9 protein-coding genes are annotated in these 12764 nt (G+C 66.9%); 4 read left to right on the top strand and 5 right to left on the bottom strand.

Annotated features, from left to right (window positions below):
• Positions 1-477: isochorismatase family protein (locus tag PVZ78_RS28630; RefSeq protein WP_273829047.1), on the top strand; the 477-nt coding region annotated here is incomplete at its 5' end.
• 108 nt (positions 478-585) lie between these two features.
• Complete coding sequence (locus PVZ78_RS28625; protein ID WP_038633390.1) at positions 586-2193, top strand: MFS transporter; 1608 nt, start codon at positions 586-588, stop codon at positions 2191-2193.
• 33 nt (positions 2194-2226) lie between these two features.
• Here the strand turns inward: PVZ78_RS28625 and chrA are convergent, their stop codons facing one another.
• From chrA to PVZ78_RS28605, 4 genes are all read right to left on the bottom strand, one after another.
• Positions 2227-3585 (bottom strand): chromate efflux transporter, encoded by a 1359-nt coding sequence (chrA, locus tag PVZ78_RS28620; protein WP_273829630.1) that lies wholly within the window; start codon positions 3583-3585, stop codon positions 2227-2229.
• Complete coding sequence (locus tag PVZ78_RS28615; protein WP_273829629.1) at positions 3578-4522, bottom strand: chromate resistance protein ChrB domain-containing protein; 945 nt, start codon at positions 4520-4522, stop codon at positions 3578-3580. Before PVZ78_RS28615 ends, chrA begins: the two co-directional genes overlap by 8 nt.
• A gap of 174 nt (positions 4523-4696) precedes the next feature.
• The gene (locus PVZ78_RS28610) at positions 4697-5899 is read right to left on the bottom strand and encodes a YbfB/YjiJ family MFS transporter (protein WP_028682132.1); all 1203 of its coding nucleotides are present in this window, start codon (positions 5897-5899) and stop codon (positions 4697-4699) included.
• A 189-nt stretch (positions 5900-6088) separates the two neighbouring features.
• Positions 6089-6811 (bottom strand): pirin family protein, encoded by a 723-nt coding sequence (locus PVZ78_RS28605; protein WP_103331884.1) that lies wholly within the window; start codon positions 6809-6811, stop codon positions 6089-6091.
• A gap of 222 nt (positions 6812-7033) precedes the next feature.
• Here PVZ78_RS28605 and PVZ78_RS28600 point away from each other — a divergent pair, with 222 nt between their 5' ends.
• Together PVZ78_RS28600 and PVZ78_RS28595 are read left to right on the top strand one after the other, a co-directional pair.
• Positions 7034-7984, top strand: coding sequence for a GlxA family transcriptional regulator (locus PVZ78_RS28600; protein ID WP_009049592.1), 951 nt, complete (start codon positions 7034-7036; stop codon positions 7982-7984).
• A 153-nt stretch (positions 7985-8137) separates the two neighbouring features.
• The gene (locus PVZ78_RS28595) at positions 8138-9634 is read left to right on the top strand and encodes an ATP-binding protein (protein WP_273829628.1); all 1497 of its coding nucleotides are present in this window, start codon (positions 8138-8140) and stop codon (positions 9632-9634) included.
• Here PVZ78_RS28595 and PVZ78_RS28590 read toward each other — a convergent pair.
• Positions 9581-12397 carry an ATP-binding protein gene (locus tag PVZ78_RS28590; protein WP_273829627.1) on the bottom strand — a complete coding sequence of 939 codons (2817 nt, stop codon included), beginning with the start codon at positions 12395-12397 and terminating at the stop codon, positions 9581-9583. The genes PVZ78_RS28595 and PVZ78_RS28590 overlap by 54 nt on opposite strands.
• Positions 12398-12764 lie beyond the last annotated feature (367 nt).

The following is a 12764-nucleotide window of genomic DNA, read 5'->3' as shown; positions in this document are numbered from 1 at the left end:
TCGGTGGAAACCGAGAGCTTCAGCGGCTACATCTGGCCGGAACTGCTCAGCGTGTTCCCGGATCACCAGCCGATCGAGCGCACCTCGATGAACTCCTGGGAAGACAAGAAGCTGGTGGAAGCGGTCAAGGCCACCGGGCGCAAGAAACTGATCATGGCCGCGCTGTGGACCGAGGTCTGCCTGAACTTCCCGGCCCTGGAAGCCCTGGCCGAAGGCTACGAGGTGTACATCGTCACCGACGCTTCCGGCGGCACCAGCCAGGAAGCCCATGACATGTCGGTACAGCGCATGATCCAGGCCGGCGCGGTGCCGGTGACCTGGCAGCAAGTGCTGCTCGAATTCCAGCGCGACTGGGCGCACAAGGAAACCTACGACGCGGTGATGGACCTGGTGCGCGAGCACAGCGGCGCCTACGGCATGGGCGTGGACTATGCCTACACCATGGTGCACAAGGCGCCGCAGCGTCAGGTCAAGTAAGCCTGTCGCCAATGACCACCGGCTGACGCAACCCGCTTGCGTCGGCCGGTGGTCGTTGGCGATGAAAACGCCCGGACTGCACACCGTTCCCACGACTCAAGGACCGTCATGAAACAGACCCTCGATTCCTCCCGTAGCGCGGCCTCCCTGTCGCCCTGGAGCCCGCTCAAGCATGGCCTGTTTCGCGGGCTGTGGCTGGCCAGCATCGCCTCGAACATCGGCACCTGGATGCACGAGGTGGGCGCCGGCTGGTTGATGACCTCGTTGTCGGCCAGCCCGATGACGGTGGCGCTGGTGCAGGTGGCCGCCGCGGCGCCGATGTTTTTCCTCGCGCTGCCGGCGGGGGCGCTGGCCGATATCGTCGACAAGCGCCGCTACCTGTTGCTGGTGCAGGGCTGGATGGCCAGTGTCGCCATGCTCCTGGCGTTCCTGACCCTCAGTGGCCTGATGACGGTGCCCCTGTTGCTGCTGTTGACCCTGGCCATGGGCATCGGCACAGCGCTGATGATGCCGGCCTGGTCGGCCCTGACCCCGGAGCTGGTGCCCGCCGGCGAGTTGCCCGCGGCCATCGCCTTGAGCAGCGTCGGGACCAACGTGGCGCGTGCCGTGGGCCCGGCCATCGCCGGGGTCCTGGTGAGCCTGGCCGGGCCCTGGGCGACCTTCGCGGTGAATGCGCTGTCGTTCTTTGCGGTGATCGCCGTGCTCGCCTGCTGGCGGCGCGAGCCGAAGGTCGCAGTACTGCCGGCGGAGCGGCTGTTCAGTGCGATCCGTGTGGGCTGGCGCTACGCCCGCAGTTCCCATCCGCTGCAACGGGTGCTGATTCGCACACTGGCGTTCTTCTTTGGCGCCAGCGCCGGCATGTCCTTGCTGCCGTTGATCGTGCGCGGCGAGTTGCAGGGCAGCGCGACCCAGTTCGGCGTGTTGCTCGGCAGTGTCGGCCTCGGCGCGGTGTTGGGGGCGATGCTGTTGCCGCGGCTGCGCCAGCACCTGGCGGTGGATCGCCTGGTGGCGCTGGCCAGCGTGATCTACGCCCTGGTGCTGTTCGCCCTGGCCTGGCTGCGCGACTTCTATCTGTTGATCCCGGTGATGCTGATCAGCGGCGGCGCCTGGATCGCCGTACTCTCGAGTTTCCAGGTGGCGGCCCAGACCTCGGTGCCGGCCTGGGTGCGGGCGCGAGCGCTGGCGGTGTATATCCTGATGTTCTTCGGCAGCATGGCCCTGGGCGGCTTGCTCTGGGGCTGGGTGGCCAGCCTGTTGTCCATGAGCCTTGCCCTGAGCGCGGCGGCCGCGGTGCTGCTGGCCGGGGTCGGGCTGACCTGGCGGGTCGGCTTGCCCCAGCGCAGCGCCGAAGACCTGGCGCCGTCGCTGCACTGGCCGCAACCGCTGCTCAGCGCCGACCAGGACCTGGAACGCGGCCCGGTGATGATCCGCCTGGAATACGACATCGCCCCCGAACACGCCCAGGCTTTCCAGCAGGCGATGAACCCGGTGCGCCGCATGCGCCAGCGCAACGGTTCGTTTTCCTGGTGCCTGTTGCAGGACAGCGAAAACCCGCGCCTGTGGTGCGAGATTTTCTTCGACGAATCCTGGGTCGGCCACCTGCGTCACCACGAGCGGGTGACCCGCGCCGAACTGAAGATCGAGGCGGCCGCCCGTCGCTTCCAGAGCGACGGGGTGAAGATCCGCATCCGCCATTTCCTCAAGGGGCAGGGCTGAGGCCCGCAGCGTTGGCGGGCCGGCGCCTGTACCCTAGCGCAGCAGGTGCACGGCCAGGCCCGCCAGCGCACAGGCCATCAGCACCTGGATCACGCCGCGCTTGAAGCGGAACAGGGCAACCGCCGCGGCCAGGGCGATCAGCGCCGAGGGCCAGTCGAGGGCGCCGCTGAAGCCGTTCGGCCACAGCACGTGGTAGCCGAAGAAGCACGCCAGGTTGAGGATCACCCCGACCACCGCGGCGGTGATCCCGGTGAGCGGCGCGGTGAACTTGAGCTCGTTGTGGGTCGACTCCACCAGCGGGCCGCCGGCGAGGATGAACAGGAACGAAGGCAGGAAGGTGAACCAGGTGACCAGTGCCGCCGCGACCGCCCCGGCCAGGAACACCTGGTCGGCGCCAAACACCTGGGAGACATAAGCCCCGACGAAACCGACGAAGGCCACCACCATGATCAGCGGCCCGGGGGTGGTTTCCCCCAGGGCCAGGCCGTCGATCATCTGCGTCGGGGTCAGCCAGCCGTAGTGACCCACCGCGCCCTGATAGACATACGGCAGCACGGCATAGGCACCGCCGAAGGTCAGCAGGGCGGCCTTGGTGAAGAACCAGCCCATCTGGGTCAAGGTGCCTTGCCAGCCGAACAGCGCGGTCAGGGCGCCCATCGGCAGGGCCCACAACAGGGCGCCGATGAATGCCAGCAGCGCGAGTTTCAGCCAACTGAAGCGGGCATGCCCAGGGGCAGGGGTATCGTCATCGATCAAGGCCGGGCCGAAGGACTTTTTAGCCGCGCCATGCCCTCCGACCTTGAACTTCTCGGGGGCCAGGCGACCGCCGAGGTAACCGATCAAGGCGGCCCCCAGCACGATCAATGGAAACGGCACATTGAAGGCAAAGATCGCGGTGAATGACGCCGCGGCTATCGCCCACAGCCAAGGGTTCTTCAGGGCCCGCGAGCCGATCCGGTGCGCCGCCTGTATGACTATCGCCGTCACCGCGGGCTTGATGCCATAGAACAGCCCGGCCACCACCGGGACTTCGCCGAAGGCGATGTACAGCCAGGACAAGGCGATCAGGATGAACAGCGAGGGCAATACGAACAGCGTGCCGGCAATCACGCCGCCCCAGGTCCGATGCATCAGCCAGCCAATGTAGGTCGCCAACTGCTGGGCCTCGGGCCCGGGCAGCAACATGCAATAGTTGAGCGCGTGCAGGAAGCGTCGCTCGGAGATCCAGCGCCGGCGTTCTACCAGTTCCTGGTGCATGATCGAAATCTGCCCCGCGGGCCCGCCAAAGCTGATGAAGCCGAGCTTGAGCCAGAACCAGAAGGCTTCAAGCAAACCGACCGGCCCGGGCCTCGGCGGATCCGTTTCCAGCGCCGACTCGGAAACCTTACTCATGGGGTTGCTCCTCTTTCACGAACTCGGCGAGCAGGCCGTCGAAGATGGCGCTGGCAGCGGCCAGCAACTGGTCGTCATGGCTGATGGTTTCGCGCAGTCCGGCCAGTACCCGCTCGATGCCGGCAGCCTCCGCGGGCTGGATGCCGCCGATATCGAGGTAGTGCACCAGGGCCGCGAGACGATCCAGGCCGGGTTGCCGAAGGGCAAAACTGGCTTGCAGGGTTTCGAAGGTCACGCGGTTGCCGACATGGCTGAACGCTGCGTCATCGAAGTCGAAACCCAGGGCGTCGGCCGGGCAGTCCCGGGGCTGGTCCAGCCAGAGGATCCGCGCCTTGGGGTCGATGAAGCGGCGGATCAGCCAGGCACTCGCCAGGCGGTCGACCCAGGGGCGCTTGCGGGTCGCCCAGACACGGCCCTGATAGTCGCCCGGGCTGAGCAGGGTGATGGGCAGGTCGCGGCTATACGGCTCATCCGTCGACAAGGCCCGGCTGACCGCCGTCTCCAGCTCCTGCAAGGCGGCGTCGGTGTGCTGCTTCGGCTGGCCGGGGAAAAAATCGATGCTGGCCAGCTGATCGTAGGCTTTGCGCAGCTTGCGAATCTGCCGGGTGCTGGCCAGGGCATTCTGCGCCGTCAGTTGCCCCCGGCACTCCTCGATTTCGTTGCGCAGTTTGCTGTAGTCCTCGTTGCGGTCGAACAACCCGATAAAGCGTTCGCCGTTGGGGTCCACCACGGGCAGGACAAAGGCGGTGCCATTGAGGGCCAGGATGTCGCGCTCAACCGCGGCCAGCGTTTCGCGGCAGGCGGCGGTGTCCGGCAACAGGTAGGCACCGTCGCGCAACACCGCGGCCCCGGAGGCTTTCAGGGCTCGCCAGGCGCGCATGCGCGCTGTTGCATTCGCGGTCGGCAATCCGAGGATCAGCGCTAGCCAGTTATTCATGTAGTGACAGATCTGAAAAGTGTAGATATCGCTACATTATTCTTGCGCGAAGGCATTGGAAAGGGATTTCACAGGCTCTTCGTGAATGGCGAGGTCCGCCGGTCAAGTCCGAGGGCTCAATGAGGGGCTTTGATAACGCAAGTCGCCCACCGCGGCAGCGGTGGGCGACCGGTACTAGCGCAGCCGGCGGGCGGCGAGATCCAGCGCGATGGCCAGCAGCAACGCCAGGCTGGCGATCACGAACAGCTGCTGATGATGGCCGCCGCTGGCATTGAAGATCAGCGAGTAGGCGGCCCCGGCCAGCGCCTGGAAGCTGGCGAAGGCCACGGTCGCGCGGCTCCAGGCGACCTGTTGGGCATGGGCGTGTTGCTTCAGTTCGTGGACCCGGGCCAGGGCCAAAGGCACGATGCCGGGTGGGAACGAGCCGATCAGTACCGCCAGCCCGCACAGCAGCCACGGCTGGCTGGTGATGCTCAACGCGCCCACCGCCAGCGCCTGCACGATCAGCACCCAGCGGATGCTGCGGCGGGCCCCGAGGTGGTCGGCGAGCATGCCGTAGACCATCGGCCCAACGATCGCGCCGACCCCATACATCACCCACACCAGCGCCGCCACATGGGTGCCGGCATCGAGGCCGCGGGCCACGTAGTCCACCAGGAACACCATGGCCGGCACCAGCCCGGTGGCCATCAAGGCGTACTGGGCGAACAGCAGGCGCAGGCCACGGCCGGACGCCGGGTCTTCAGGGTCGGCCGGCTCGCTGGCCTTCACCGCGACAGCGGGCTCGGGCTGGCTCTGCGGCCAGCAGAACCAGCTGGCGGCGGTCAGCACCGCGGCCACCAGCCCCAGGCCTAGCCAGGTGTCGCGCAGGCCCCATTCCAGCAGGGCCGGCACCAGGGTGCCGGAGCCGGCGATGCCCAGGCCGATGCCGAGGAAGATCGCGCCGCTGGCCGCGCCTCGGCGCGCTGGCGGTACGTGGGGCAGCACAGTGGACGCCACCAGCACCATGATGGCGCCGCCGGCGATCCCCGAGAGCAGGCGCCAGACGAAGAACCAGCTGAAGGACAGGGCCCAGGCACAGGCGAAGAACGACAGGGTGGCGACCACCAGCATCAGCCGCAGCACCCGCGGATTGCTCAGGCGCTTGCCCAGGGGATGGCCGATCAGCGCGCCAATCAGGTAGCCGGCAAGGTTGGCGGCGCCGAGGTAGACCACGTCGGCCTGGACGAACCAGTGGGCCTGGATCAGTTGCGGGATCAGCGGGGTATAGGCAAAGCGCGCCAGCCCGATACTGACCAGGCTGGCGCACAGGCCGGCGAAAATATGCAGCCAGACTGCATTGCGCATGGGGAGTGTCGCGGTGGTAGGCGCTGACATGGGGGCGTCCTTGATGGGTGAGCGGTGGAAAGGGATGGGCTGGGGTGGATTCTGCAAGGCGGCGCCTGTGCGGCGGAAATCATCGGCATCGATAGCGGATATGCCTCGCCGATATCGCCTCAAACGCTTGCGGGGCCTTGGCCGTTCGCCAGTCAGGCCCGGGGGCAAACGCCCCCAGGCCAGTGCCGGTCAAGGCATCTCGGGCAGTTCCTGCGCCCGCAGATCGAACACCAGCACTTCGGCATCCGCGCCGTTGCTCAAGGTCAGTGCCTGTTCCTTGCGGACCCGCACGCCATCGCCTTCCTGCAAGGACAGGCCGTTGAGCTCGACCGAGCCGCGGGCCACATGCACATAGGCGTAGCGGTCGGCGTCGAGCGTCAGGGTGGCGCTTTCCTGGCCATCGATCAGCCCGGCATAGACCCGCGCATCCTGGCGCACCTGCAGCGAACCGTCGGCGCCCTCGGGGGAGATGATCAGTTGCAGGCGACCGCGTTTTTGCTGCGGGCTGAAATGCTCCTGCTGGTAACGCGGCCTGGCGCCGCTGACATCCGGCACTATCCAGATCTGCAGGAAGTGCACAGGCTGGGTGGCCGAGTGGTTGTACTCGCTGTGCGCCACGCCGCTGCCAGCGCTCATCAGTTGCACGTCGCCAGGGCGGATCACCGAACCGGTGCCCAGGGTGTCCTTGTGTTCCAGGGCGCCTTCGAGCACATAGGAGAAAATCTCCATGTCCCGGTGCGGGTGCTGGCCGAAGCCCTTGCCGGCGGCGACCCGGTCGTCGTTGATCACCAGCAGGTCGGAAAAACCCTGCTCCCGCGGGTTGCGGTAGTTGGCGAAGGAAAAGGTGTGGAAGGACTTCAACCAACCGTGGTTGGCGGCGCCGCGATCAGAGGCTTTGCGAAGGGTCAGCATGAGGGAATCTCCTGTCGGGACGGGAATTCGTCCGGTTGAGGAGAAGGCTAATGTTTACCCTGTGATGCAATAAGTAGATGGAAACTGAAAGACTGTCCCTTTCGGGTTGACAATTTTGTGCGCTGAATCACGTATTCTTGTCCGACGATCGCGCGCCGTCCGGGCATAATCTGCAGGGTCGGCGTTAGGCTTTTAACCCTTTGATATCAGTGATCTTTACCCATGAAAACCGTGGCAATGGTGCTGTTTCCAGACTTTCTCCTGCTCGACATGGCCGGGCCCATGGAGGTGTTTTCCATCGCCAATCGTTATCTGGAGCCGAAGGACCATTACCAGCTCTCGACGATCGGCACCGAGCACGGCCCGTTGCGCGCTTCCAACGGCGTCAGCGTCCAGGCCGACATGCATATCGACCAGGCGCGCGACAACTATGACCTGCTGCTGGTGCCCGGGGGGCCGGGGGCCTACAACGAAAAGCATCCACCCTTGCTCGACTGGCTGGCGGGAGCCGTGCGCCGCTCGGCCGTCTATGGCTCGATCTGCACCGGGGCCTTCATCCTCGGGCATGCCGGGTTGCTCGACGGGTTTCGGGTGACGACCCACTGGCACTACACGGAGCGCCTGATCCGGGCCTTCCCCAAGGCAACGGTGGAGACCGACCAGATCTTCGTCGAGGACCGCAACCTGATCACCTCGGGCGGGGTCACCGCCGGCATCGACCTGGCACTGGCCGTGGTCGCTCGCGACCACGGCAAGAAAGTCGCCCAGGACGTGGCCAAGGTGTTGCTGGTGGTGATGAAGCGCCAGGGCGGGCAGGCGCAGTTCAGCCCGTTGATGGCCACGGTGGCGCCGCAGGAAACGCCGGTGACCCGGGTGCAGAACCATGTGCTCGAACGCCTGGACGAAGCCTTCAGCATCGAGCGCATGGCCAGCCTGGCGAACATGAGCACGCGCCATTTCGCCCGGGTGTTCGCCCGGGAAGTGAACATGACGCCCATGGAGTTCCTGCAAAGCGCACGCATCGACCGCGCGCGGAACCTGCTGGAGACCAGCGACCTGCCGCTCAAGACCGTGGCCTACAAAAGCGGCTTCGGCAGCGTGCGGCACATGCGCTTTCTGTTCAGTGAAAAGCTCGGCCTGACCCCCACCCAGTACCGCGAACAGTTCAGCTAGTGCCGGCTTGTCCGTCTGGCGCACCGCGATGGCCGTGACGCTCCCTCCAGGGCGGTTGTACCGTCATCGCTGCCTGCCAAGATACTGGGGAATTCTTGGTAATGGAGGTGCGGGAGCCTGGCGCCAGGCCGGGTTTCCAGCACGTGGATGCGCATGAACAGCGTCAGAGACTTGAACAGTGATGCGGTGCTGCGGTTCGGCCCCTACGCCTTCCACCTGCGGCAGCGGCTGGTCCTGGACGGCGATCGGCCGTTGCGCATGGGCGGGCGTGCCCTGGACATCCTGCGGGTGCTGGTCGAGCGCGCCGGCCAGGTGGTGGGCAAGGACGAACTGATCGCCTGCGTCTGGCCGAACTCGGTGGTCGAGGACATCAACCTGCGCGTGCACATCGCCGCCCTGCGACGCGCCCTTGGTGAAGGCCCGGACGGGCAAGGCTACATCGTCAACATTCCGCAGCGCGGTTATTGCTTCATCGCCCCGGTGCTGCGCGAGGCGCAAGAAGAGCCGGTCGCGCTGGCCAGCCTGCACAAACCCCAACACAACCTGCCGGCACGGCTGACCCCGGTCACCGGCCGCGACCCGCTGGTCGGCAGCCTGGTCCGGCAGTTGCCAGTGCGCCGCTTCATGACCCTGGTCGGTCCGGCGGGGATCGGCAAGACCACGGTCGCGCTGCGGGTCGCCGAGCTGCTGTTGCAGCACTACCGCGATGGCGTGTGGTTCATCGATTTGGCGGCCATCGACGACCCGGCGCAACTGGTCGAGCACATGAGGCACAGCCTCGAGCTGGACGCCGGCCTGGAGGCGCTGGCAACCCGGCATGCCTTGCTGGTGCTGGACAATTGCGAGCACCTGCTCGAACGCTGCCGGGCCGTGGTCGAGCAGTTGCTGGCCTCGGCGCCACGGCTGTCGATCCTGGCCACCAGCCGCGAACCGCTACAGGCTGCGGGGGAGACCGTGCATGGCCTGGCGGCCCTGTCGGTGCCGCCGGCTTCGGCGTTGCACAGCGTGGCCGAGGTCATGAGCCATTCGGCGGTGCAACTGTTCGTCAGCCGTGCCCGGGCCCGCCAGCAAGACTTTGCCTTGCGGGAACAGGACCTGGCAGCGGTGCGCGAAATCTGCCGACGGCTCGATGGCTTGCCATTGGCCATCGAACTGGCGGCGGCGCAGATCGACGCGCTGGCGCTGGTGGGGCTGCAAGCGCAGCTGGACAACTGCTTTCAACTGCTGACCCAGGGCCGGCGCACGGCCGTGGCGCGGCATCAGACGCTCAAGTCCGCCCTGGACTGGAGCTATCAGCGCCTGAGCCCGTTGGAGCAGACCCTGTTGCAGCGCCTGGCGGTGTTCGACACGGCCTTCACCGTGCGGGCCGCCACCGACGTCATCAGCTGTGCGGTGCTGCGGCCCGAGTGCGTGGCCGAGGTCATGGCGCAGCTGGCGCGCAAATCGCTGCTGGCGCTGGAGCAGGGCCAGGGCACGACGCATTACCGCTTTCTCAACACCACCCGCGCCTACGCGCTGGAAAAGCTCGAACACAGCGGGCAGCTGCGGGTGTTCGAACGGCGGCATGCCCACGCCATCGGCAAGACCCGCTGGCTGTCAGTCAGGAAGGTCTCGTTGCAGCTCATCGAGCAGTTCACGGACGCGGGTTAGGTCCGGCGTGGCGAAACCTTCGGTGAACCGGGCGTAGAGCGGTGCGAGCAGCTTATGGGCGCGCCGGGCCTGGCCCTGGCGCTGCCAGAGCCGGGCCAGCGAGGTGGCGCTGCGCAATTCCCAGGTCAGCGCGCCCTGGGCCCTGGCCACTGCCAACGCCTGGTGCAGCACCGCTTCGGCGGTGTCAGGCGCATTGTCGGTCAACAGCGCCTCGGCCCTGGCGCGCAGGATCTCCGCCGTGCTCCAGCCGGCCGTGCCGTTTTCGGCCCGTTGCAGCAAAGCGTTATCGATAAAGCCGCCGTCCAGGGTCACCATGATTTCGCCGATCAGCCCGACGCCGGATTGCGGCGGCGAGAACTGCGGGGCGCCTTCGATGACCTGCGCATAGTGCCGGCCCCAGGTGTAGAACAGCAGCACCGAATGCTTCTGCGCCTGCTCCAGCAGCAGGCGCAGGAGTTCGCGGGCGGTCGCGGTGTCGCCGTTGTAGTGGGCGATCAGGCAGCCGGCCAGCGCCAGGGTGTAGCAGATGGACGTGCCGTGGTTGATCTGCAAGGCGATCTCCAGGGCCTGGCGCGCGGTGCGCCAGGCTTTTTCCGGATGGCCCTGCAACCAGAGGATCCGCGCCAGGATCGTCAGGGCGGCGACGCTCTGGTCGTACTGCACGCCAAAGCCGCGGGTGAAGCGGCTCAGGTTGCCGCTCTGGGCCATCAGCTGGATGACTTGCTCGGCCTTGTCCCGGGCCTGCGGTTGGTCGCCGGCAAAGTGCAGGGCCAGCACCTGCAGGCGCTGGGTGCTGAGGGACATTGCGTTGGCGCCGGCGTCGCGCAGCGCCAGGTGGTCGAACTGCCGGCTTTGCTCCAGGGCCAGTTGGTAGTGGCCGCAACTGAGGTTGACCGCCATGTGCCCGGACACCGCCTTGAGCTGGGCGGCCACATCGTCGCTGCCTTCGGCCAGGGTCCTGGCGGCGACGAAGGCCTCGATGGCTTCGGCGCTGCTGCCCTGGGTGTGGTAGCAGGCGCTGCCGAGCGCCAGCTTGAGGGCCTGGGTCAGGCGCGGGCAGGGCTGGTCTGTCGCGTGCAGCAGGGTCAGCGCCTTGCGCACATGGGCGCCATGTTCCTTGAGCAGCGACAGCTCCTGCCACAGCGGCGCGGAGACCGCGGCCAGGCGGATCGCCAGCTGTTGCGGGCCCTGGGCATTCAGGCCCCAGTCGAGCGCCGCGCGGATGTCTTCCAGGCTGCGGGCGTGCCGCTCGACCCAGAGCGTCGAGGGGGTCTGTTCCCAATCGTCCTGGGCCTGGTGCATCAGGGCCAGGCAACGTTCGGCGTGCCGCCTGCGGGTAGCCGGCAGTTCGGCGGCCTGCTCGAGTTTTTCCAGGGCGTAGCTGCGGGTGGTGTCCAGCAGGCGATAGAACACTTCCTCGTCGCCGACCTCCACGTTCAGCAGGGACTTGGCCACCAGCTGGGTGATCGAGGTAAAGACCACGCGGGCTTCGATGTGCTCGCCGACGATCACCGCCGCGGCCGATTGCAGGGTGAAGCCGCCCCGGAAGATGCCCAGCCGGCGCAGGCAGGCCTGCTCGCAGGCGCTGAGCAGCTCGAAGCTCCAGTCCAGGGTGGCGCGCAGGGTCTGATGACGGCCCGGGGTGATCTGGCCGCCCTGGGGCAGCAGGCGAAAGCTGCCTTGCAACTGGCTGAGCAATCCGGCGAGCCCCAGGTTGCCGACCTGGGCGGCGGCCAGTTCGATGGCCAGGGGAATGCCGTCCAGGCGCCGGCAGATATCGATCGCCAGGGGCAGTTCGGCGTGGCTCAGTTCGAAACTGTCGTGGCTGGCCATCGCCCGTTCGACGAACAACTGCAGGGCCGAAAAAGTCAGGGCCTGGGCGCGGTCCAGCACCGCGATGGGCGGTGGGCAATCGAGGGATTCCAGGCGTTGCACGAATTCGCCTTCGGCCCGCAGGCTCTCGCGGCTGGTGGCCAGGACATGCACCTGCGGCGCCGCGCGCAGGATGCTTTCGCAGAGCGGCGCAATGGCGTCGAGCAAGTGCTCGCAGTTGTCGATCACCAGCAGCATCTGCCGCTCGCGCAGGAAGCTCGCCAGGCCGGCCACCGGTTCGCCGTCGTGCAGCGCCAGGTCGAGGAGGGTCGCCAGGTGGCTGGTGATCATTTGCGGGTCGTTGAGCGGCGCCAGGTCCAGCAGGCGGATGCCGTCGCGGTACTGGCCGATCAGCTGTTCGGCGACCCGCAGGGCCACGGTGGTCTTGCCGATGCCGCCGGGGCCGACCAGGGTGATGAAACGCTGGCGCGCCAGTTGCCGCATCACATTGTCCACCAGCACCTGGCGGCCGATCAGGCGGGTGCGGCGCACCGGCAGGTTATGCCCGCTCGGCTCGGCGGGAGCGCCTGCGGGGCTTTGCTCGAAACGCTCGGGGGAGAACGGCTCCAGGGAGAAGGGCGCGACGAAGCTGTAGCCGCGCTGGGCCACGGTGACGATGTAGCGCTGGCCGGCCTGGCCGTCGCCCAGGGCCTTGCGCAGCGCCGCCATGTGCACCCGCAGGTTGGTGTCTTCGACCACGCTCCTGGGCCAGACCCGGGCGATCAGTTGCTGCTTGCTGACCACTTCGCCGGCGTGTTCCAGGAGGATCAGCAGGATGTCCATGGAGCGGCGGCCCAGGCGCAAGGGCCGCTCGGCTTCCAGGATCAGGCGTTGCCCGGGGTAGATCCGGTAGGGGCCGAAATGCACAGCTTGTTCGGGGGCTAGGGTCAACGGCTCACTCCTGCTGCTTTGCTTTTTTCCAGTGTTTCCCGTGGCACCTGTGCGGGAAGGGCGGACGAAGGGCACGACCTTCTATCTCGCGGTTTTCGAGCATGTTCCTCAGGTTTCCCGAACAACGCAACGCGACGCGGACGGGCGTGCATCCGGTGCGCTGACCGCAGCAATCTCCTTGCCAGCGATGGGCCCCGTATTCATTGGCCGCGGTCCTGGCGACGAGCGGGCAGGGGCGATGCCCGCGCCACTGAAAATTAACAACGTTTAACTCGCCCTGTATCCGCCCTACGCCCAAAACTCCAGGTCTTCATGTCGCCGATCGAAGGGACGATCATGCGTGCCGCGCGAAGAAAAAAGGGATGAA

Origin of the sequence: Pseudomonas sp. SBT1-2, from assembly GCF_028640875.1 — a bacterium.
Taxonomy (GTDB): Bacteria; Pseudomonadota; Gammaproteobacteria; order Pseudomonadales; family Pseudomonadaceae; genus Aquipseudomonas; species Aquipseudomonas chlororaphis_I.
Note: the sequence above shows the minus strand (reverse complement) of the source record. Positions and strands in the feature narration are given on the sequence as shown.